At 34.0% G+C, this 21,868-nt stretch carries 20 protein-coding genes; 12 read left to right on the forward strand and 8 right to left on the reverse strand.

Annotation, left to right across the window (positions count from 1 at the left end; translation table 11 throughout):
• Positions 1–149 precede the first annotated feature (149 nt).
• Both ACIDC4_RS14585 and ACIDC4_RS14590 read left to right on the forward strand, forming a co-directional pair.
• Positions 150–1,088: a DUF4421 family protein gene (locus ACIDC4_RS14585; protein ID WP_412044829.1), complete on the forward strand. Its 939-nt coding sequence runs from the start codon at positions 150–152 to the stop codon at positions 1,086–1,088.
• 27 nt (positions 1,089–1,115) lie between these two features.
• A complete protein-coding gene (locus ACIDC4_RS14590; RefSeq protein ID WP_412044830.1) occupies positions 1,116–2,018 on the forward strand; it encodes a fructose bisphosphate aldolase in 903 nt (300 codons plus the stop codon).
• A 76-nt stretch (positions 2,019–2,094) separates the two neighbouring features.
• Here ACIDC4_RS14590 and ACIDC4_RS14595 read toward each other — a convergent pair whose 3' ends face one another.
• Together ACIDC4_RS14595 and ACIDC4_RS14600 are read right to left on the reverse strand one after the other, a co-directional pair.
• Positions 2,095–3,924, reverse strand: coding sequence for a hypothetical protein (locus ACIDC4_RS14595; protein WP_412044831.1), 1,830 nt, complete (start codon positions 3,922–3,924; stop codon positions 2,095–2,097).
• Between the two features lie 3 nt (positions 3,925–3,927).
• Complete coding sequence (locus ACIDC4_RS14600; RefSeq protein ID WP_412044832.1) at positions 3,928–4,560, reverse strand: hypothetical protein; 633 nt, start codon at positions 4,558–4,560, stop codon at positions 3,928–3,930.
• Between the two features lie 340 nt (positions 4,561–4,900).
• Between ACIDC4_RS14600 and hemB the strand changes: the two genes are divergently transcribed.
• The 3 genes from hemB (at position 4,901) to ACIDC4_RS14615 (ending at position 6,822) form a co-directional block, all read left to right on the forward strand.
• On the forward strand, positions 4,901–5,893 hold the full coding sequence (hemB, locus tag ACIDC4_RS14605) for a porphobilinogen synthase (protein ID WP_121317912.1): 993 nt from the start codon (positions 4,901–4,903) through the stop codon (positions 5,891–5,893).
• Between the two features lie 2 nt (positions 5,894–5,895).
• Positions 5,896–6,297: a c-type cytochrome gene (locus ACIDC4_RS14610; RefSeq protein ID WP_412044833.1), complete on the forward strand. Its 402-nt coding sequence runs from the start codon at positions 5,896–5,898 to the stop codon at positions 6,295–6,297.
• Positions 6,298–6,372: 75 nt separating this feature from the next.
• Positions 6,373–6,822 carry a GyrI-like domain-containing protein gene (locus tag ACIDC4_RS14615; protein ID WP_412044834.1) on the forward strand — a complete coding sequence of 150 codons (450 nt, stop codon included), beginning with the start codon at positions 6,373–6,375 and terminating at the stop codon, positions 6,820–6,822.
• 648 nt (positions 6,823–7,470) lie between these two features.
• Here ACIDC4_RS14615 and ACIDC4_RS14620 read toward each other — a convergent pair.
• Entirely contained in the window at positions 7,471–9,531 is a 2,061-nt protein-coding gene (locus ACIDC4_RS14620; RefSeq protein ID WP_412044835.1) for a M13 family metallopeptidase, read from the reverse strand.
• Between the two features lie 179 nt (positions 9,532–9,710).
• Positions 9,711–11,771: a M13 family metallopeptidase gene (locus ACIDC4_RS14625; protein ID WP_412044836.1), complete on the reverse strand. Its 2,061-nt coding sequence runs from the start codon at positions 11,769–11,771 to the stop codon at positions 9,711–9,713.
• Between the two features lie 203 nt (positions 11,772–11,974).
• On the opposite strand from ACIDC4_RS14625, the gene ACIDC4_RS14630 reads away from it, so the two are divergent.
• The 7 genes from ACIDC4_RS14630 to ACIDC4_RS14660 all read left to right on the forward strand — a co-directional run bounded on the left by ACIDC4_RS14630 (position 11,975) and on the right by ACIDC4_RS14660 (position 18,326).
• On the forward strand, positions 11,975–12,898 hold the full coding sequence (locus ACIDC4_RS14630) for a DMT family transporter (RefSeq protein WP_412044837.1): 924 nt from the start codon (positions 11,975–11,977) through the stop codon (positions 12,896–12,898).
• 151 nt (positions 12,899–13,049) lie between these two features.
• The gene (locus ACIDC4_RS14635; protein ID WP_412044838.1) at positions 13,050–13,715 is read left to right on the forward strand and encodes an SCO family protein; all 666 of its coding nucleotides are present in this window, start codon (positions 13,050–13,052) and stop codon (positions 13,713–13,715) included.
• Positions 13,716–13,819: 104 nt separating this feature from the next.
• The gene (locus ACIDC4_RS14640) at positions 13,820–14,059 is read left to right on the forward strand and encodes a FeoA family protein (protein WP_017495803.1); all 240 of its coding nucleotides are present in this window, start codon (positions 13,820–13,822) and stop codon (positions 14,057–14,059) included.
• Positions 14,059–16,158, forward strand: coding sequence for a ferrous iron transport protein B (gene feoB / locus ACIDC4_RS14645; RefSeq protein WP_412044839.1), 2,100 nt, complete (start codon positions 14,059–14,061; stop codon positions 16,156–16,158). The genes ACIDC4_RS14640 and feoB overlap by 1 nt, the downstream gene beginning before the upstream one ends.
• A 6-nt stretch (positions 16,159–16,164) precedes the next feature.
• On the forward strand, positions 16,165–16,287 hold the full coding sequence (locus ACIDC4_RS14650) for a FeoB-associated Cys-rich membrane protein (protein WP_078006651.1): 123 nt from the start codon (positions 16,165–16,167) through the stop codon (positions 16,285–16,287).
• 421 nt (positions 16,288–16,708) lie between these two features.
• On the forward strand, positions 16,709–17,590 hold the full coding sequence (locus ACIDC4_RS14655) for a DUF4349 domain-containing protein (protein ID WP_412044840.1): 882 nt from the start codon (positions 16,709–16,711) through the stop codon (positions 17,588–17,590).
• Positions 17,591–17,834: 244 nt separating this feature from the next.
• Positions 17,835–18,326 carry a DUF4240 domain-containing protein gene (locus ACIDC4_RS14660; RefSeq protein WP_412044841.1) on the forward strand — a complete coding sequence of 164 codons (492 nt, stop codon included), beginning with the start codon at positions 17,835–17,837 and terminating at the stop codon, positions 18,324–18,326.
• 177 nt (positions 18,327–18,503) lie between these two features.
• Here ACIDC4_RS14660 and ACIDC4_RS14665 read toward each other — a convergent pair whose 3' ends face one another.
• The 4 genes from ACIDC4_RS14665 to ACIDC4_RS14680 all read right to left on the reverse strand — a co-directional run bounded on the left by ACIDC4_RS14665 (position 18,504) and on the right by ACIDC4_RS14680 (position 21,543).
• Positions 18,504–19,157 carry an HD domain-containing protein gene (locus ACIDC4_RS14665; RefSeq protein WP_412044842.1) on the reverse strand — a complete coding sequence of 218 codons (654 nt, stop codon included), beginning with the start codon at positions 19,155–19,157 and terminating at the stop codon, positions 18,504–18,506.
• Between the two features lie 79 nt (positions 19,158–19,236).
• A complete protein-coding gene (locus ACIDC4_RS14670; RefSeq protein WP_412044843.1) occupies positions 19,237–19,608 on the reverse strand; it encodes a hypothetical protein in 372 nt (123 codons plus the stop codon).
• Between the two features lie 148 nt (positions 19,609–19,756).
• The gene (locus tag ACIDC4_RS14675) at positions 19,757–20,749 is read right to left on the reverse strand and encodes an acyl-ACP desaturase (RefSeq protein WP_230033975.1); all 993 of its coding nucleotides are present in this window, start codon (positions 20,747–20,749) and stop codon (positions 19,757–19,759) included.
• 53 nt (positions 20,750–20,802) lie between these two features.
• Positions 20,803–21,543: a lysophospholipid acyltransferase family protein gene (locus tag ACIDC4_RS14680; RefSeq protein ID WP_412044844.1), complete on the reverse strand. Its 741-nt coding sequence runs from the start codon at positions 21,541–21,543 to the stop codon at positions 20,803–20,805.
• Between the last annotated feature and the right edge of the window lie 325 nt (positions 21,544–21,868).

A 21,868-nucleotide genomic window follows, 5' to 3' on the forward strand; every position in this document is an offset into this window, starting at 1 on the left:
CTTTTTTTCAAAAAAAATCAAATCCGTGGGGATGAAATATTTATAGATTTTTAGTAGTGTACATTATTTAACCCCATCGGGGTGACATATTTTAGATCATCAAAATTAAAATGCATAAATTAGCTATAGATTTTAATTGAAACAAAAAAATGAATCTAAAACTGATTTATATAGTATTCTTTGGAAGTGTTTTTGGGTGTTTTGCCCAAAACGATTCGCTGCAAAATCCCTATTTTAAATCGTACAATGATAATATTACCACCAGTATTTATTATTTAGACACTTCTAATAGTTTTCAGATTGCTTCAGGCACTCAGAATTCAGAAACATTTCTTAATCTTACTCCCAATAGAAGAGAACAGATTGGTTTTAATCTAAACTATAAAATCATTGATATTTCTCTCGGTTTTGCACCAAAATTTCTTGGTGGCAACAAAGGCGATTCAAAATCCAAGCATTTTAATTTCAATACCCGTTTTTATTATAAAAAATGGATGCAGTCGTTTACTTACATCAATCAAAAAGGGTTTTATATCAGTGATGATAATATAACGGCACAATTACCGAATATGCGTACTATGAAAATTGGCGGTTCAACGTCGTATGTTTTAAATGATAAATTCTCTTTTAAAACATTGGTGAGCCAAAACGAATGGCAAACCAAAAGTTCCGGAAGTTTTATTCCAACTTTCTCATTTTACTATACCAATATAGACTTAAACACTCTAGATACACCACCCGGAGATATTTATGTTTTTACTTTAGCTCCATCCTATTTCTATAATTTTGTAATTAGTAATAGGGTTTTAATCGGTGCCGGAGTTGCTTTAGGTGTTGGAATTAATGATATTAACGGAGACACATCTGCTTTGTATCAAGGTGATTTCAATTTAAAACTGGCGTATAATAACGATCGTTTCTTTGCTTTTGCAAGTATGAATGCTACAAGTTTTGCTCAGGACGATAAGGTCAGTCCGCGATTGAATGATAATATTGTTACTTTAAAACTTTCTGCAGGTTACCGATTTGATCCGCCAAAAAAAGTAAAAGAGGTTTATGATAAAGTAAATCAGAAAATAGGTTTGTAATAGCCATTAAATTTAAAACAAAACATTATGAAAAATAGAGAACGATACATAGCGCAACTAAACCGTATGCATTCCGGAAAAGGATTTATCGCTGCACTGGATCAAAGTGGCGGAAGCACTCCAAAAGCCTTAGCGCAATACGGTGTACAGGAAAGCAGTTTTACAACCGACGACGAAATGTATACTCTTGTACATGAAATGAGAACTCGAATTATAAAAAGTCCTGCCTTTGATCGCGAATATATTCTGGGCGCTATTTTGTTCGAAAATACTATGGACCGTAAAATCGACGAACAATGGACAGCCGACTATTTGTGGGAGAGAAAAAACATAGTTCCCTTTTTAAAAGTCGATAAAGGACTTGCTGATCTTGCCAATGGCGTACAGTTGATGAAGCCTATTGCTAATTTGGATGAATTATTGACTCGTGCTGTAGAAAAAAATGTTTTTGGCACTAAGATGCGTTCTGTAATTAAAGAAGCCAATGCAACTGGAATTCGTGAAGTAGTCGAACAACAATTTGCGGTAGGTTTACAAATTTTCGAAAAAGGACTTATCCCGATTATCGAACCTGAAGTAGATATTTACAGCGCTGATAAAGAAAAATCTGAAGAAATTCTAAAAGAAGAAATCAAAAAACAGCTTGATTTACTGGGTAAAGAGGTAAAAGTAATGCTGAAATTGTCTATCCCGACTGTGAATGATTTTTACAAAGAACTAATGTCAGATCCGCATGTGGTGCGTGTTGTGGCATTGTCTGGCGGATACGGTCAGGATGAAGCCAATGATAAACTTTCGCAAAACCACGGCTTGATTGCCAGTTTCTCACGAGCATTGTCTGAAGGTCTTTCAGCAGGTCAGTCTGATGCTGATTTTAATACTAAACTGGGCAAAACCATCAAAGAAATTTATGCAGCTTCGATCACATAATCAAATGCTCTTTAATACATAAAAAAAATCCCCGAAAATTGAAAACTTTCGGGGATTTGCTTTTTATAATTCAAAACTATTTAGAGGTTAATTCCTGAGTTAAATCTAAAGTTTGCAGAATGATATTTTTACCAGATTTCAACGAGTTCAATTTAAATCCAAAAACCAATTTATTGTTGATTAACTTTTTAGGAGATTCAAATGTGATGTCTGAAAATTGCTCCGAGAACTTGCTGAATTTCCCTAAATCTGCAGGGTTAGCTTCACCAGATTTACCAAATGCATTTATTAGTTCGGCCATATTCAGTTTTCCAAACATATAGTTTTTCTTCAAATCCTTTTTGGCTTCGCCAGAAAATGTACCATTACCGGCATTAAAATAATCCAGTGTATTGGCTATTACAATAACATCTTTGTCTTTTTTGATGAAGATATCTCCGTATTCTTTGGTTCCGGTAACAACATAGTAATTGTCTTTTTGTACCAGTACTTTTTTACGAACCCCCAACTGCATCAATTTATCAGCAAAAGTAGGATGCGTCGAAGTAAAAATCACAGAAAATAACGGAACTGATTTTTTGGTCTTTTTATCGATTATTTTCTCTTCATAGTTTTCATCGTATTCGTATGATTTGGTCATAACCTCAATGTCCTTGAAACCGTATAAAAATGCGCTTAAATCACCGTCAAAAAGAGTTGCGGTAGTTTCTTCATCAACAATTGTCGAAATTAAATCGGTAACAACGGCAATATCCTCTTTTACCAGTTTTGGACTTTGAAATATATCTGCCATTAGAGACGGGAAATTTTCCAGCGCCGCCTTTGTATTTAAATGATACGACATATAACCCAAAGGCTTTTGTGCAGGGAAATAATTAAAAACATTCTTGTTTATTTTTCTATTCGTGACTTTACTCACCACTTCGGCAAGCTCCGGCGAATATTCGACAACTTCTTCTACACGCGCATTATTATTGTCAAAATAAAAATCAAGATTAATACCTTTTATAAAATTTCCAAAGCTTTTCTGCGTAGGCAAAAATTTATCATAACCTCCAAAAATGGCCATTGGATAATTGGACATAGAATATAAACTTGTCATTGCGGCGCTATAATTGATCCAGGACGAAATATCGGCATTAGCGTTTATTTTTTCTGAACTTGGTGCAGTAAATCCATTTTCGAATAATGATTTTATAATCTGATTCAGCTTTTCTGTTTGTTCCAGATTAAAAGTAGCTTCCTGAATCGTGTACGGTGCGCTTGCAGTATACTCTTGTTCCCCATTGTACGGAACCGGAGCTTCTTCAACCACAATTGGAGCATCATTTATTGGCGCATCTATTATGATAGAAGGTTCTTCCGTGGTTGTTTCTTCGTAAACCTCATCAACAGCAACAGAATCTTGCCAAACGGTTTGATTTTCGGTGGTATAAAACATCGAAGGAAGTCTTTGTGTTAATTCCAGAATAACCAGATAATTATCGTTCCATGCAAATGTTTTGTTTTTGCCTCTTGCATTAAAAACAGCATATTTACCCAGATCCTGAATCTGTACATTTTCAGCTAAGCCATTCCCAAATTCCTTTATTATAAATTGTTTGACCGCTTCTTTGCTTTTTACAGGAATTGTAACCTGATAATACGGAATACTATCTGAGAATTTTCCGTGAATGGTTATTTTTTGATCTAACTGAATAAGCTCTGTATATTTTGTAAAATCTAAATCAGGCTTTTTAGCGCTGTATTTCGTTATGATAGGATGATTCAGGATTTCGGCAACGCTTACTTTTTTAGAAAGCTGGTTTCCGTTAAACTGAACAAAATAATCGTATTCGCTTTTATTAATTTGTCCAAAAGTTAAATACGTGGCGAATAATAAAAATAAAGTATAAAAATGCTTCATAAATCAGGGAGTTAATTGGATTGAATTGTTCATTAAAGCCGATTTTTTAAGTACGCTGTACATACTTTGTTTTAAAAATACGGTCTTTTTGTTTTGCGAAATTTTACTGTTTGGGTTTTGTACTGCCTGCACATCTTTATCGAATGTATAAATGGCAATAATATTAGCTGCTTCCAGATCTTTCTTTTTCTTAGGATCTTTAACCACTTTTTCGGGAACCGGATAAGAAGCAATTCTTTCGAAATTTTTTTCGCTTCCGCTAAAGTGAATCTGATCGCGCTGATTGTTTATTGTATTCACAACGGCATTCAATGCTTTTAGATTGGCATAATTGAGTTTGATAATGAAAACATAATTGTCAAAATCAGTCTTGGTGGTCACATTTGTAATTCCGTCGATTTTTGAAGCTTTTGTTTTAAAGTCTTCCAGTTTTTTGGTGATTTCCTGTTCGTTAGGAATTTTTACGCCATCGACTTCTTCCAGCCACATTGCTGATTTTGTCTTAAACCAGGATTTCGAAAAGTCGACCATGAGAGTATATTCACCACTTTGATCGTCGTGGTGTTTGATTCTTTCTGTTATTTCAAAGCAACTTGTTAAAAATAAACAACAGCATAAAGCGAGAAATTTCTTCATTAGACAAATTTAATTGGAAAATTTTTAAAAACCATGAGATTATAAAATTCCTGAAACTTATTATAAAATGAAAAACACAAGAACGTTTTGAGAACTTTTAAAAATTAAAGTCTAAAACTAAAAAATCAGTAAATTTTTAGATAATATTAACGGATTCTACTCTACGCTAACAGCCTTATTCTGTTCATTTTTCTTTAACTTTGCGACACTTATTAAAAAGCAATACAATCTTCAAAAAAAACAAAAAAACAACTGTAGTTTTTAGAACAAGAATTAATCGATCTGCTTTCAAGGAAATCACATTAAATCTGAAATCTAAAATCTAAAAATCTTAAATTATATGTTCCCATTACAAAGAAACCGCCGTTTAAGAACCAATGAATCTATTCGTTCTTTAGTTCGTGAAACAAGTTTGAGTCCACAGGATTTTATGCTTCCAATGTTTGTTGCCGAAGGAAAAGATGTAAAAGTAGCGATCCCGTCTATGCCAGGAATCTACCGTCATTCGTTGGACAATACGATTAAAGAAGTAAAAGAAGCCTGGGATTTAGGCATCAAAGCGGTGAATATTTATGTAAAAGTTAGCGACAATTTAAAAGATAACAAAGGTGTTGAAGCCTGGAACAAAGATGGTTTGATGCAACAAACGATTCGCGCCATTAAAGATGCCGTTCCGGAAATGATTGTAATGCCGGACGTTGCTTTAGATCCGTATTCAATTTACGGTCATGACGGAATTATCGAAAATGGTCAATTGGTAAACGATGCAACTGTTGATGCTTTAACCCGAATGAGTTTAAGTCATGCCGAAGCCGGAGCCGATTTTGTGGCACCAAGCGACATGATGGACGGAAGAGTTTTAGCGATCAGAAAAGCATTAGAGGAAAACGGACATCACAATGTGGGAATCATGAGTTATAGTGCCAAATATGCTTCGGCATTTTACGGACCTTTTCGTGATGCATTAGATTCTGCTCCAGTAGATTCTCAAAATATTCCTAAAGATAAAAAGACCTATCAAATGGATTATGCGAATAGAATTGAAGGAATTCGTGAAGCATTATTAGATGTTGAAGAAGGTGCAGATATCGTGATGGTAAAACCAGGAATTGCTTATTTAGACATTGTTCGTGAGGTAAAAAATGCCGTTCATGTACCAGTTGCGGTTTACCAGGTATCTGGTGAGTACGCTATGGTAAAGGCCGCAGCAGAAAGAGGATGGTTAGATCATGACAAAATTATGATAGAGCAACTATATTGCATTAAGCGTGCAGGTGCCAGTATCATCTCAACTTATTTTGCAAAAGAAGCAGCTTTACTATTAAATAAATAATCATGAAAAACGTATTATTCTTATCGGCACTTTTAGCTTTTACATCTTGTAAAAAAGAAGCAACTGAAGAATCTGTTCAGGATCCTACAGAAAATTATTCAGAAGGACATTCGGCGGAAGCCAAAACTCCGGAAGCTTTAGGAAAACAAATTTTTGAAGGGCAAGGAAATTGTATTTCTTGTCATCAGGTTGATCAAAAAGTAATTGGGCCAAGTATTCAGGAAATTGCCAAAATCTATAAAGATAAAAAAGGTGATATGGTTACTTTCTTAAAAGGAAATGCCGAACCAATCGTAGATCCGAGTCAGTTTGCGGTTATGAAAACGAATTTACCTATTACTCAGGCAATGTCTGACGAGGAGTTGAAAGCGATAGAAAGCTATATTTACAGCAATTTAAAGTAGTTTTAACGATTCCTGCTGACATACGGTTGTCATTGCATCGTTTTACATTTACAGCTTAATAAAAAATAGCGCAAAATGATAATTCAAAAATTCAATGTAATTGGTATTTCGGTAAGAACGACAAACGAAAATGGTCAATCCGGAAAAGACATTCCGGCACTTTGGAGCCAATTTATGAGTGAAGAAATTCAAAGTAAAATTCCAAATAAGGTTTCGGAAGATCTATTTTGTATTTATACCGATTACGAAAAAGATCATACCAAACCTTACACTACTATTTTAGGCTGTAAAGTTGAAAATCTGGATGTTGTACCTGAAAATATGATTGGTAAAACAATTGAGTCAGCAAATTATGAAGAATTGATTGCCAAAGGAAATTTATCTGAAGGAATTGTTTACAACAAATGGCTGGAAATCTGGAACTCAGATTTAGATCGAAGTTTTACTGCAGATTTTGAAGTTTATGGCGAGAAGACTCAAAACCCGGAAAAAGCAGAAGTTGCTATTTATATCGCACTTCAATAAAATATAGAAACAAAAACGGCGCTAAAATTAGCGCCGTTTTTTATTTAATATATTGTTGATTCCATTCATACATTCCCTTGTCCATTCCTATATTTCTTTATTCACATATAAATTCTTTTGTTCCATAGGAACATTTCGTCGGTAGAAAAATTATATTGTGATCGTTATTGCACGTTCCGTACGAACGTTTGATTTTGACATCATCATTTTTTTTAAAACAATCTAACACATCAAACGTTCCTACGGAACGTAAACTTGGGTCGCTATTATTTTTCTACCGACGAAACATTCCTACGGAATGATAAACAGCTATAAAAAAGTGAAAAACTTTGTTTTTGTTTTTTATATTACGTTGTTCCATAGGAACATTTCGTCGGTAGAAAAATTATATTGTGATCATTATTTTACGTTCCGTAGGAACGTTTGATTTTGACATCATCATTTTTTTTAAAACAATCTAACACATTAAACGTTCCTACGGAACGTAAACTTCGCTGGCTATTTTTTTTTCTACCGACGAAACATTCCTACGGAATGATAAACCGGCGTAGAAAGTAAAAAGCTCTGATTTCATTAAACAAATAATAATCAAAAAGGGACCTTCTCGAAAGTCGAAAAAGCCCCTTTTTTATATGATATTCTAAAAAATTACCAGATTTTAACTCTCTTCTCAGGTTCAACATACATTGCATCTCCTTTTTTGATTCCGAAAGCTTGGTAAAAAGCATCTACGTTCTGGATAGGCACAACTGCTCTGTACATTCCTGGTGAATGCGGATCAGTTTTAACCTGACTTTTGATAGCCTCATCTCTTGATTTTGTTCTCCAAACTGTCGCCCACGAAATAAAGAAACGTTGTTCGGGCGTAAATCCGTCAATTAATCCCGGATTACCATTTGCTTTCAAATACAATTGCAATCCGTCGTAAGCAGCGTTAATTCCACCTAAATCTCCAATATTTTCACCTAAAGTAAATTTACCATCTACGTGAATTCCAGGTAAAGGCTCTAATGCGCTGTATTGATCAGCAAGCTTTGTACCTAATGCAGTAAATTGTTTTAAATCATCAGCTGTCCACCAGTCAACAAGGTTTCCGTCTGCGTTGTAACGTGCACCAGAATCATCAAATCCGTGAGAAATCTCGTGTCCGATTACAGCTCCAATTCCACCATAATTAACTGCTTCGTCAGCTTGGTAATTATAGAAAGGTGGTTGTAAAATCGCCGCTGGGAAAACAATCTCGTTGTAAGACGGGTTGAAATAAGCATTTACAGTTTGCGGAGACATTCCCCATTCTGTTTTATCCACCGGTTTACCTAATTTCGCTAAGTTTTCTGCGTAAGCCCATTTTGATATATTTCTTGAATTATCAAAATAAGTTCCGCCTTCATTAACATTTTTAAGTTCTAGTTTAGAGTAATCTTTCCATTTATCAGGATATCCAATTTTAATGGTCAGTTTCTTCAATTTTTCGATTGCTTTTGTCTTAGTTTCTGCAGACATCCATGGCAATGCATTGATTCTGTTTTCATAAGCCAACATTACATTAGCAATCATATTTTTTGCTTTGTCTTTTGCTTCAGCAGGAAATAATTTCTCTACATACAATTTTCCTAAAGCTTCTCCGGTTGCACCGTTGATAACCTGTAATGCCACTTCTTCACGCGGACGTTGTTTCAAAGCTCCTGTTAATGTTTTTCCGTAGAAATCGAAATTTGCATTTTCAATATCAGTAGATAAAGTTGAAGCTGTTCTGTTTAATAAAGTCCATTTAAGGTATTCTTTCCAGGCTTCTACTTTCTTTTCTGTTAAGGTTTTTTCTAACGCAATCATATAACGCGGCTGTGCTACATTTACTGTATCCAGTTTTGCCATACCAATTCCGGTAAAATATTTATCCCATTGAATTGAAGGTGTATTCTTTTTTAAGTCAGCAACAGCAGTTGGATTGTATTGTTTTCTACGGTCTCTGCGCTCAACACGATCTAATCTTGGAGCAGACAATTCAATTTCTAACGCAAGGATTTGTTTTGCACTTTCTTTTGCTTTTGCCGGAGATTCTCCCAGATACTGCATCATTCTTGCTACGTGTACTTCGTATTTCTCACGTTTTTCTTTCGAATCCTTATCATCTGCGTTGTAGTAATCTTTATCAGATAATCCTAAACCTCCCGGACTTAAGTTCACCGAGTTTTTGTTACTGTTTTTTGCATCAGCACCAACATAAACTCCAAAGAAACCAATTCCGCCCTGAGGCTGCATTTCGATAAAGAAATTTTGTAAATCGGTTACGTTTTTAATTGCATCGATTTTCTTTAAATAAGGCTGAAGTGGTTTTACTCCATTTTTATTACGTCCTACAGTATCCATAATCGTATTGAACAAAGCAATTGCTTTACCCTGATCTGTATTCGATTTGTATTTAGGATCTTTTGACGCTTCTTTTAAGATAGCAAGAGCATCATTATCTGTCTTTTGACGTAGTTCATTAAAACTTCCCCATGAATTTCTATCACTTGGAATTTCAGTCTTTTCTAACCAGGATCCGTTTACGTAACGGAAGAAATCCTGACCCGGACTTACTTTCGTGTCCATATTAGAAAGGTTGATACCCGGTTCTTTTGGTTTAGCATTTTGTGCCTCGATTGTAACACAACAAAGCATTGCTGAAAATGCACAAAACACAGATTTGTTAAGCTGTTTTATCATTTTTATTTATTGAATTAGTATATATACAAACGTATTGTTATTATTTTGAATTCTATGTTAAATTTTATCAATAATTGATTTGGAGAATTTATGAGCAATTATTTTAACCCAAAATGTCTTCTAAAATAATTACATAAACAAAAAACGACGCTTTATCAGCGCCGTTTTTATTTTATAGATTACCAGATTTTAACTCTTTTATCCGTATCAACATACATTTTTTCTCCTTTTTTGATACCGAAAGCATCGTAAAATGCATCAACATTTTGAAGCGGAACATAAGCTCTGTACATTCCTGGAGAATGCGGATCTGTTTTTACCTGATTTTTAATTGCTTCGTCTCTCGTTTTAGTTCTCCATACGGTTGCCCATGAAATAAAGAAACGTTGTTGCGGAGTAAATCCATCAATTAATCCAGGATTTGGATGTGATTTCAAATACAATTGCAAACCATCATAAGCAGCATTAATACCACCTAAATCTCCAATGTTTTCACCTAAAGTAAAATTACCGTCTACGTGAATTCCAGGCAATGGCTCTAAAGCACTGTATTGATCTGCCAAAGCTTTACCAAGTGCTGTAAATTGTGTTAGATCTTCTGGAGTCCACCAGTCTACCAAATTACCTTCGGCATTATAACGTGCTCCTGAATCATCAAAACCATGAGAGATTTCATGACCAATAACCGCTCCAATTCCACCATAATTAACCGCTTCATCAGCTTGGTAATTGTAAAATGGCGGTTGTAAAATTGCTGCAGGGAAAACAATCTCGTTATAAGATGGATTGTAATACGCATTTACAGTTTGCGGCGACATTCCCCACTCTGTTTTATCAACCGGTTTGTTTAGTTTTTCGATTCCTTTTTTGAAATTCCATTTGCTAAGGTTACGGGCATTATCAAAATAACTTCCGCCTTCGGCTACACTTTTAATTTCAAGTGCTGAATAATCTTTCCATTTATCAGGATAACCTACTTTTATAGTAATTTTATTTAACTTTTCAATCGCTTTTACTTTAGTTGCCGCAGACATCCATGTTAAATTATTAATACGATTTTGGTACGCCAAAATAATATTATGAATCATATCTACTGCTTTTGCTTTTGCTTCTGCAGGAAATACTTTTTCTACATATAATTTACCAAGTGCTTCACCAACAGTCGTGTTTACTACCTGTAATGCTTTTTCTTCACGTGGTAATTGTTTTATAGCTCCTCTTAAGGTTTTACTGTAAAAATTAAAATTAGCCGTTTCGATATCTGTAGATAATTTTGTAGCAACGGTATTTAATAAATCCCATTTTAAGTATTCTTTCCACTGTGCTACTTTATTTTGGGTAAAAATAGTTTGCAAAGCTTTCATATACTTTGGCTCCATTACCACGACAGTATCTAATTTTGCCAGTCCCAAACCTGTAAAATAAGCATCCCACTTGATAGCCGGTGTTATTTTTTGAAGTTCAGCAATTGTCATTGGGTTGTATTGCAAACGGCTGTCTCTGCTTTCTACACGATCTAATCTTGGCTTAGATAATTCTGTTTCCAAAGCTAAAATTGTGGCTGCACTTTGTTTTGCTTTTTCAGGAGACTCGCCAATAAACTGCAGCATTTTCGCTACATGAAGCTCGTATTTTGCTCTTTTTTCTTTAGAATCCTTATCTTCAGAAGTGTAGTAATCTTTATCCGGTAAACCTAACTGACTTACACCCAGAGTTACAGAGTTTTTAGAACTGTTTTTTTCATCGGCACCAATATAGATTCCGAAAAAAGCAGCTGTACCTTCCGGTTCAACCTCAACTAAATACTTTTGAAGATCAGCTACGTTTTTAATGGCATCAATCTTTTTAAAATAAGGTTGCAAAGGAGCAATTCCGGCTTTATTTCTTCCAACTGTATCTAGAATCGTTGAAAATAAATTAACCGCTTTACCCTGATCTGTATTTGATTTGTACTTTGGATTTTTAGATGCTTCTTTCAGGATCGACATTGCATCTTTGTCTGTTTTCTTAATCAATTCATTAAAACTTCCCCATGTGGTACGATCGCTGGGGATTTCAGTTTGATTAAGCCAGGTTCCGTTTACGTATTGAAAAAAGTCCTGACTTGGACTAATTTTAGTATTCATGTATGACACATTAATACCCGGTTCCTTTGGGGTTGCATTTTGAGCTTTAACAGCTGTAAATGAAACCGCTGCAAAAAAGGCGCAGAACAAAGGTCTGCTAAGTTGTTTTTTCATTTATATTTAAGTTTTTGGTCGTTATACAAACGTATTCCTAATATCTGAAACGCTATGTTAAAATTATTGAAATAATCGCAAAAAATTAGATTATTCTAACATTTTAATAGATATCATCAAATCTTTTCATGTATTTATTACCGGTTTCTAACTGAATATTAGAATAGTTTTTGGAATATTTGTTACAAATAATTCAAAAAAAAGTGAGAGCCAAAATACAAAATGCTGTTTCCGGAAGAATCGATGCCATCGGGTTACCGATATTGGCGTTATGTTGGGTAAGTTTTTTTTGGGGAACGACCTGGCTTGCCTCAAAAGAGGGTGTTAGATATATGCCAGCTTTGCAATTGGTAACCATTCGTCAGTTTTTAGGTGGAATTTTATATGTAGGTTATTTTTTAATAAAGAAAGAACCCTGGCCAAAAGGAAAAGAATGGCGAACCATATTCGTATTAGCAATTTTAAACTTTATGCTTAGTAATGGCTTAAGTACCTGGGGCGTTAAATATATGAGTAGCGGATTAGGTGCAATAATTACTGCGCTTTTCCCCATCTTTATCATTATTATTAATTTTTTTAACGGCTACAAAATTGCAAGAATGGCTTTGCTTGGAATTTTAATTAGTTTTGGAGGTATTTGTATTCTTTTCATCGATTATATTGCTGATATATTAAAACCAGAATTTCAATTCGGGATTATTTTAATGACTGTATCTACCATTACATGGGCTTTTGGAATTTTACAAACAAAGAAAAAAGCAGCAAGTTTTAACCCTTATTTTAGTTTAGGATTACAGATGCTGATCTCAAGTATATTTTTATTTGGAATTACTGAAGCTGCAGGAATTAATATTCCATTTGCTGAAATCCCAATGCCTTCATGGTGGGCAATTGCCTATTTAGTTATTATTGGTTCGGTTTTAACTTTTATCGCTTTTATCTATTCATTGAAAAATCTTCCAACAGAAATTAGCAGTATTTATGTTTATATCAACCCGATCGTGGCTATGGTTTTAGGCTCTTTTATTTTTGGAGAAATACTTACAAAGGCCGTTGCAATTGGTGCAGTTGTCACATTAACCGGAGTATATTTGGTCAATAAATCTATTAGAAAGGTTAAGAAGTAGATCAAATACGATTTCTACCACAAATTCACGAATTAAAAATAAAAAAATAATTCGTGAATTCGTGGCGATTTACTTCCACTATCCTGTTAAAAACAACACATTATTCGCTTTTTAAAATGTGCTTTTTGTATTTTTGCGCCAAATTATTTTTATGAAATCGTTTCTTTATAAATACCGCAAATTCTTTATTGTTTTATTCGTCTTTTCGGCTGTCACTATATCCCTATTTTATTCGGCTTTAAAGCCACAAAAAACATTACCAATTTATAATCCTGCCGATGTAAACCCTGAATTGGTTGATAGTACGGTACAATATAAAAGCAAATACCACACGATTGCCGATTTTAAATTTGTCAATCAAAACGGAGATACGATTACGCAAAAGAATTATGAAGGTAAAATTTATGTAGCCGACTTTTTCTTTACGACTTGTGGTTCGATTTGTCCAAAAATGACAACGAATCTTGAAGACGTTCAAAAAGCAATTTTAAACAATCCTAAAGTAATGTTGCTTTCGCATACCGTTTTTCCTGAAGTTGACAGTATTCCGGTTCTTAAAGAATATGCCATCAAACATCATGTTGTTGACAGTAAATGGAACTTGGTTACGGGAGACAAAAAAGAAATCTATACAATGGCCAGAAAATCGTATCTGGCGGTAAAACTAGGTCGCCCTGATCAATTATACGATATGGTACACACAGAGAATTTTGTTTTGGTAGATCAAAAAAGGCGTGTTCGTGGTTTTTATGACGGAACCAATAAAGAGGAAATTCAACGTCTTTTAGAAGACATCAATTTCTTGTGTCAGGAGTAAAATCCCTTATTTTTAGAAACATTTAGCATTTACAAAAGTGTTAAATGCCTTTAAATAAAGAATAATTGCCTACTTTTGCAATCTAAATTCAATCTAAATAAGCTTTGCAAAATACTATCCACACTCTAAAAAAAGGCGAGAAAGCCATTATCAAAGATTTTGATATCGATCTTATTCCTCTAAAATTATTAGAAATGGGCTGTTTGCCGGGCAACTTAGTCGAATTGCTTCAAATTGCTCCTTTTGGAGATCCATTATATTTAGATATTAATGGTTCACACGTAGCCATTCGTGTTGAAACTGCTCGTGAAATTGAAGTTGAACTTATCAAAACCAATTTGTAATGAGCATTCAAAATATCAATGTTGCCCTTATCGGGAATCCTAATACAGGAAAAACTTCCGTTTTTAATCAGCTTACAGGACTAAATCAGCAAGTAGGAAATTATCCCGGAATTACGGTTGAGAAAAAAATCGGGTTCTGTAAATTACCGCACAACATCAAAGCCAATATTCTGGATTTACCGGGAACTTATAGTCTGAACGCAAGTTCTATGGACGAAAGTGTGGTTATTGAACTTTTATTAAACAAAAACGATAAATTATATCCGGATGTAGCGGTAGTAGTGACAGATGTTGAAAATCTGAAACGAAATTTACTGATTTATACCCAAATAAAAGACCTTGAAATTCCAACGATTTTAGTCATTAATATGTCGGATCGTATGGAAAGTAAAGGAATCACTTTAGACATTCCTTATCTTGAAGAAAAACTAAAAACCAAAATTGCCTTAGTAAGTTCGCGTAAAGGTTTAGGAATTGATGCATTAAAAGAACTCATTGTTTCTTATAAAACCATTCCGAATGAACCTTGTATGAATGCTTCGGTTATTGACGAAGAATATTTTCAAAAATTACAACACGCTTTCCCTAATCAATTATTGTATAAATTATGGTTGGTTATTACGCAAGACGTGAACTTTTTGAATTTAGATCGAAATGAAATCAGAAGTACTTTTACCAAATCGCATTCTGAATTAAAACGTTTACAGCAAAAAGAAACAATAAAACGTTATCAATTCATCAATGATGTTTTGAAAGAAGGTTTAAAAGTGGATGCCTCGATGGCAAAAGACTTTAGAGCTCAACTCGATCGTGTTTTAACACACAAGGTTTGGGGTTATGTCATTTTCTTAGCGATTTTGTTTTTGATTTTCCAGTCGATTTTCAGTTGGTCAACAATCCCAATGGATTTTATCGACAGCACTTTTGCTTCTTTAAGCAGTTGGGTGGCTCAGGAATTACCAAGCGGAATTCTGACCGATTTACTTTCGCAGGGAATTGTACCGGGAATTGGTGGTGTTATTATCTTTATTCCGCAAATTGCCTTTCTATTCTTGTTCATTTCGATTCTGGAAGAAAGTGGTTATATGAGCCGTGTGGTCTTTTTGATGGATAAAATCATGCGCAAGTTTGGTCTCTCCGGAAAAAGTGTCGTGCCTTTGATTTCAGGAACTGCTTGTGCGATTCCGGCAATTATGGCGACCAGAAATATCGAAAACTGGAAAGAACGTTTGATTACGATCTTGGTAACTCCATTCACGACTTGTTCTGCAAGATTACCGGTTTATACGATTATTATTTCATTGGTAATTCCTGAGGAACGTTTGTTTGGTTTTCTAAATGTACAAGGTTTAGCCTTGATGTTGTTGTATTTATTAGGTTTTGGAACAGCAATTCTCTCGGCTTATATCTTAAACAAAATATTAAAAATAAGTGCTAAAACGTATTTCGTTGTCGAAATGCCAAGTTATAAATTACCTCTTTTCAAGAATGTTGCTATTAATGTAGTGGAGAAAACAAAAGCTTTTGTTGTTGGAGCGGGTAAAATTATCTTAGCGATATCTGTTATTTTATGGTTTTTAGCGTCCTACGGTCCTGGAAGAAATTTTAACGAAGCGGAAGAAATTGTAAAAGAAAGATTTGTTAATACACCTCTTGACGAAACAGCATTTGAAAACGAAGTGGCTTCGCAGAAATTAGAGAACTCGTATATCGGGATTATGGGTAAAGCCATTGAGCCAGCGATTTCTCCGTTAGGTTACGACTGGAAAATAGGAATTGCGATTATCAGTTCGTTTGCTGCGCGTGAAGTTTTCGTAGGAACTCTTGCGACAATTTACAGCGTGGGAAGTAGTGATAACGAAGCTACTATAAAAAGTAAAATGCAGGAAGAGATAAATCCTGAAACGGGTAAGAAGATCTTCAATTTTGCTTCGGGTATTTCATTATTATTATTCTACGCTTTTGCGATGCAATGTGCCAGTACGCTTGCCATTACCAAAAAGGAAACGAATTCATGGAAATGGCCTGCTATGCAGCTTTTCCTGATGAGCGGTCTTGCTTATTTTGTAGCGCTTTTTGCGTATCAACTTTTAAAATAAATGATCATGGTACAAGAAATTATTGCCTTTGTCATATTATTTATCGCCGTTGGTTTTTTGATCAAAAAGTTCTTTTGGAAATCTAAGAAGAAGAAAGATTGCGGTGAAGGGAATTGTGGGTGTTCTTAGAGGAAAGGTGCTGAGTTGCTGATGATTCTAAGTAGCTAAGGTTTTTTACCACAGAGATTCACGAAGGTCTCACAGAGACTCACAAAGTATTTATATTGTTATTGTCAGACTGAGCGAAGTCGAAGTCCGCAAAGATTTTCTACCACAGAGATTTTCTACCACAGAGATTCACGAAGGATTCACAGAGACTCACAAAGATTTTTTGTATTATCCGTAAAGTTCGCTTTGCGAGAAGCTCACAAAGCAATGTGTAAATGTAGGTTAGAATTAAAACATAAAAAAAATGGCTTCAATTATGAAGCCATTTTTTATTACTGAAAACTGATTTTATTAGTAGTAAAAATTCTGTTATTTTTTTATAGATAATTACTTTAAAATTAGCTATTTTCGATGCAATTAATAAACTAACTAAACTACAGAAATGGCGAAAAACTTTAGATCAAGATTTTGGAAATTAAGTAAATGGTCTGCCGGACTTTTTATTTTATTATTTGCATTTAGAATGCTTTATGGTTATGTCGCAGCAGATCCGGCTTCTCGCAATGATTACAGCGATAATTTTTTTGGAAGTATTGATAATCTGCGAAAAAATTATGCCTCAGAAAAAATCGCAATCAAAGGAGATATTCAGGCTGCACCAAATATGGCATCGAGTCAGAAATTTGAAAAGACAGCTTCAATCAAAGCAAAAACATCTGAATTTGATAAAGATGAGAATCTTATTAAATCAAAAACAAAATCATACAATGCTATTATTCAATATGAACAAAATCTGGGGCAAAAAGGCAATAGACAGATTCATTTGCTCATTGGAATAAATCCTGCAAAATTCGAGAATTTCTATCTTGAACTTCAAAAAATTGGAATGCTGAAGGACACAGAAATAACAAAGGTTGACAAAACAAACGAATACCGTCAACTGAATGCTAAAAAGATTTCGATCGAAAAAATGCTTCAATCGCTTATTGAACTAAAGTCAAAAGGAGGCCAAATTGCAGATTTTATTTCCCTGAATGATAAAATTTTAGAAGTGGAAGAGCAATTGCAGGGATTGGGAGTTGAACTTGGAAATTTTAATACCGAAAATGAATTCTGCACCGTAAGATTTTCGATGTACGAAGGAGCGACAGAAAAAAGTATAAGCTTTATTCACAGAACAAAAGTTGCCCTTGAATGGACTATAAAATATTTTGCAATCATTGCAATTACTTCGCTTTTCATCTTAATAGCGATCTTTGTATTACTTTCGATAATTGATAAACTAAAAATTATAGCCGCAGTAAATAATAAACTGAATCAATAATAAATAAAAATGGCTTCATAATTGAAGCCATTTTTTATTTACTGAAAACTGAAACTGAGACTGAAAAACTTATTTAATCCCTTCCCACTCTGCGTAGAACTGAGCCAGGAATAACTCCATAAAACGATGTCTTTCGGCAGCGATTTGTCTTCTAATGATATTTAAAAACCGTTTTAGAGTATTTATCTTTTAAAAAATTGAAATACTTTTGATCTAATTGTAAACTACAAAACACATTAAACCAATGACAGAAGACAAATTTTGGGAAATTATTGAACTTTCCTGGGCAGACTCACCAGCACTTTACAAATTAAGAGCCGAATGTCTAAAAAATAATGATGCTGAAATACTTGAACAATTAAGTGATGAATTGCAAGGTTATATTCTCAAAAATTACAACAAAAGACTTCTTGAACTTAATAAAGAAGATCTAACAAAATTCATTCTCATTTCAGAAGAAAGACTTTATAACATTGATCGAGAGGAAATTCATGAATACACAGATGGCTCTGACGATGGCTTTTTATACTGCCGTTGCTTTATATTAGGCATGGGAAAAGAATATTATAATATTATAGACAAAGACCCATCTAAAGCTACATTTGACCTCGAAGCTGAAATCTTTGGATTTTCTGCTTATAGCGTTTATGAGGAAAATTTTGGAGAAGAATTTGATCGTTATTCAATACATTGTATAGAAAGTTTTTCAAATGAGAATGGCTGGTCAAATGAATAATTATTGAGATTCTAAGTGGCTAAGGTTTTTTACCACAGAGATTCACGAAGGTTTCACAGAGGTTCACAAAGATTTTTTTGTATTATTCATAAGCCTCGCTGCGCGAGAAGTTCGCAAAGCTATGTCTAAAATAGAATTTCAAATTAAAACATAAAAACTGAAACTGAGACTGTAAACTTACTTAATCCCTTCCCACTCTGCGTAGAACTGAGCCAGGAATAGCTCCATAAAACGATGTCTTTCGGCAGCGATTTGTTTTCCGGTTTCGGTATTCATTTTATCTTTTAAGAGTAAAAGCTTTTCGTAAAAATGATTTATCGTTGGCGCATTATTCTTTTTATATTCCTCTTTTGTCATATTGGTTATTGGCGCAATTTCAGGATCGTGAAGGGTTCTGTTTTTAAATCCACCATAATTGAACGCTCTTGCCACTCCAATCGCTCCTATTGCGTCTAAACGATCCGCATCCTGAACGATATCCAGTTCTATCGACGAGAACTTCTTTTCGAAATTTCCGCCTTTATATGAGATGTTTTCGATGATATTGACTACATGCTGAATAATTTCTTCTGAAACATTTTCTGATTCTAAAAATAAACGTGCTGTTTTTGGACCTATCGTTTCATCTCCGTTATGAAATTTACTGTCGGCAATATCGTGAAGCAGAGCTCCTAACTGTACAACCGTAAGATCACAATGGGTATCTTTTGCAATTAAGAGCGCATTTTTATAAACGCGTTCTATATGAAACCAATCGTGTCCGCCTTCGGCATCATTTAGTTTTTCTTTTACAAAAGCGATTGTTTTGTTTATCAGTTCAGAATTATTCATATTTTGTTTTGTGTTTATCTGCTTGGTTAATGGCGCACAGATTTTACGGATTAAACGGATTTACGCAGATATTAATTTCTTATTTGTATAAATAATATTTTGGTCTGTTAATTCCGGGGAAATTTTCTAAATAAATTATATTAATTGTGTCATTTATATTATAATCAGAACTTTGTGAATCTCCAAAATAACTTTTATTATTCATTCTAAAACTATATTGGTAAATAATGTCATCTCCTTTTTCTTCCTTTAAAATATGACCTCCTTTACCATTATATCCTTTCTCTTTTACTATTTTTCCAGAGGTTGTTTTACCATACTTCTCAAGTAAAAAATCGTAAATAGGCCATTTTAAAAATGTGTGAAGTATAGATAACAAAAGAACAACAAGTATAAAAACGCTCCAAATTTTAGAGTATCTATTGGTGCTATTTTGCTTTTTATGTTTCAACTTAAGGATTTATACTAATTATTTCGAATAAAAAATGTTGATTGTCAAAGTTTTTCAACCTCAACAATCAACAATATGTTTTAAATATCAATATCAAATGCAAAAATCAATTTTAAATCTAAAATCAGAAATCTGCAATCTAAAATTTTTACAATCTCGCTGGTTCTACCCATTTAAAGATGTGCGATTCTTGCGGAATTACCAATCTTTCTGAGATTCTTGCCATACGAGCCGGTAATTTCATTAGGTAATCACGTGCTTTTTCAGCTTCGTCTGTTAAACCAGTCATTTTATCAATTTCCCACTTGTCCATTAATTTCTGCATGATATCTACATAATCGCTTGCGGTATACACCCCAATACGTTGTGCTGAATCAGAAAATTGTTCGAAAGCAGAGCTGATCTTTTGACCAGATTCTCTTAAAAAGTGCGCCGGCATAACGATTTTTTGTTTCATCATGTATTGAAACGCCAACATCATTTCGCTAGGATCTACTGCAAAAATTCTTGTAACAAATTCGCTATATGCATGGTGATGACGCATTTCGTCACCCGCAATCATTTTACACATTTTAGACAACTTGTTATCACCAAATTTTTTAGCCATCTGGGCTACTCTATTGTGCGAAACGTAAGTTGCTAATTCCTGGAAACTTGTATATACAAAGTTTTTGTATGGGTCAGATCCAGTTCCAATATCAAAACCGTCGTTGATTAAGTGCTGTGTTGTCATTTCGATTTCACGCATATTCACACGACCAGACAAATACAAGTATTTATTCAGTAAATCACCGTGGCGGTTTTCCTCTCCGGTCCATTGACGGATCCATTTTGACCAGCCGTTTCCACCATTTTCTATCTGATTTATACCTTCTACATCCATTAACCATGATTCGTATGTTGGCAAAGCCTCTTCGGTGATGGTATCACCTACAAGCGTAACCCAGAAATCATATGGTAATTCTTTGGCAATTTCACGTAACTCTTTTACCTCCTCAAAGAAATTATCTCCTTCAGAATTAGGCAAAAAGTCTGACGGCTGCCAAATTTTTTCCACTGGAATTAAATACTGTTCAACGAAGCTATCCACGTTTTTTTCCAAAAACTGCATTACTTCTAATCTAATGTTTTTTATAGACATTACTTATTTAAGATTGGGATTTAAGTTTTAGCTCTTCACTAAAAAACAAAAATCTATTTATACTCGTTTACTCCTTCTATAACTGCCTTCTCTGTCATCTCCATTATATCGGCAAAATTATAGTCTTTTACAGCCAAAGCTTTATGAACGGTAAAGGTAAGGCGATTTCCTAAACCTACAGGGAAAAAACCATATTTTACCATTTTCCATGAATTGTTGATACTCACTGGTACTACATACGCAGAAGGTGCATATTTACATAGAATTTTTACACCATTTTGAGCGAATTCTTTAGGTTTTCCTGTTTTACTACGCGTTCCTTCAGGAAAAATAACAGCTGCTCTATTATATTTTTCAATATATTCAGACAAACCTTTAATTGCCGGAATAGCTTGTTTAGGGTCTTTACGGTCGATTAGCACCGATCCTCCGTGTTTCAAATTATATGATACACTTGGGATTCCGCTACCTAACTCTTTCTTGCTTACAAATTTACAATGAAAACGTCTAAAATACCAAATCATTGCAATGATATCATACATACTTTGGTGGTTACAAACAAAAATAATTGGCACTCCTGTTGGTATCGTTTCTCTGTTTTCGATTTTATAGGTTGTTCCCACAAGATTGGTACATCTTAAAAGGAAAAAATTCAAATAATCGACACTTTTTTTATGAGCCTGATAGCCAAAAACATTTAGGCAAATCCATTGTATTGGATGAAATACAAGCAAGCACAAACTAAAAATTATATAGTATATGGCAGATATTGGATAGGAAATTATTTTTTGCATGCTTAAAAAATTAATGCCCAAAAGTAATAAATAAATTTTTAGCTCTATAAAAATTATATAACTACCAATAAATATGTTAGTTACCAAAATAAATCTATTACAAATCGTACAAATTTGACTCCTTTATAATGGCTTAATAAATTGAATTTTACAAATATACGCACGACATACGCTTTATTGTTTATAGAAAATCAGGTTTAAGTTATAAAAACCACATTTGTATGGGTAAATCCTTTACTATTTATTGCCCGGCATAAATTTGAATACAAAGTAATTGTCTAATATTCGTTTGCTTTTGCAATACAATTGTACCTTTGCCAAATAA

It is taken from the genome of Flavobacterium sp. C3NV (assembly GCF_046825355.2).
Lineage (GTDB): Bacteria > Bacteroidota > Bacteroidia > Flavobacteriales > Flavobacteriaceae > Flavobacterium.

Bases quoted from the DNA above. Each gene is read 5' to 3' on its own strand.
- ACIDC4_RS14585 (WP_412044829.1), top strand. From the start codon at position 150: ATGAATCTAAAACTGATTTATATAGTATTCTTTGGAAGTGTTTTTGGG.
- ACIDC4_RS14590 (WP_412044830.1), top strand. From the start codon at position 1,116: ATGAAAAATAGAGAACGATACATAGCGCAACTAAACCGTATGCATTCC.
- ACIDC4_RS14595 (WP_412044831.1), bottom strand. From the start codon at position 3,924: ATGAAGCATTTTTATACTTTATTTTTATTATTCGCCACGTATTTAACT.
- ACIDC4_RS14600 (WP_412044832.1), bottom strand. From the start codon at position 4,560: ATGAAGAAATTTCTCGCTTTATGCTGTTGTTTATTTTTAACAAGTTGC.
- hemB (WP_121317912.1), top strand. From the start codon at position 4,901: ATGTTCCCATTACAAAGAAACCGCCGTTTAAGAACCAATGAATCTATT.
- ACIDC4_RS14610 (WP_412044833.1), top strand. From the start codon at position 5,896: ATGAAAAACGTATTATTCTTATCGGCACTTTTAGCTTTTACATCTTGT.
- ACIDC4_RS14615 (WP_412044834.1), top strand. From the start codon at position 6,373: ATGATAATTCAAAAATTCAATGTAATTGGTATTTCGGTAAGAACGACA.
- ACIDC4_RS14620 (WP_412044835.1), bottom strand. From the start codon at position 9,531: ATGATAAAACAGCTTAACAAATCTGTGTTTTGTGCATTTTCAGCAATG.
- ACIDC4_RS14625 (WP_412044836.1), bottom strand. From the start codon at position 11,771: ATGAAAAAACAACTTAGCAGACCTTTGTTCTGCGCCTTTTTTGCAGCG.
- ACIDC4_RS14635 (WP_412044838.1), top strand. From the start codon at position 13,050: ATGAAATCGTTTCTTTATAAATACCGCAAATTCTTTATTGTTTTATTC.
- feoB (WP_412044839.1), top strand. From the start codon at position 14,059: ATGAGCATTCAAAATATCAATGTTGCCCTTATCGGGAATCCTAATACA.
- ACIDC4_RS14650 (WP_078006651.1), top strand. From the start codon at position 16,165: ATGGTACAAGAAATTATTGCCTTTGTCATATTATTTATCGCCGTTGGT.
- ACIDC4_RS14655 (WP_412044840.1), top strand. From the start codon at position 16,709: ATGGCGAAAAACTTTAGATCAAGATTTTGGAAATTAAGTAAATGGTCT.
- ACIDC4_RS14660 (WP_412044841.1), top strand. From the start codon at position 17,835: ATGACAGAAGACAAATTTTGGGAAATTATTGAACTTTCCTGGGCAGAC.
- ACIDC4_RS14665 (WP_412044842.1), bottom strand. From the start codon at position 19,157: ATGAATAATTCTGAACTGATAAACAAAACAATCGCTTTTGTAAAAGAA.
- ACIDC4_RS14675 (WP_230033975.1), bottom strand. From the start codon at position 20,749: ATGTCTATAAAAAACATTAGATTAGAAGTAATGCAGTTTTTGGAAAAA.
- ACIDC4_RS14680 (WP_412044844.1), bottom strand. From the start codon at position 21,543: ATGCAAAAAATAATTTCCTATCCAATATCTGCCATATACTATATAATT.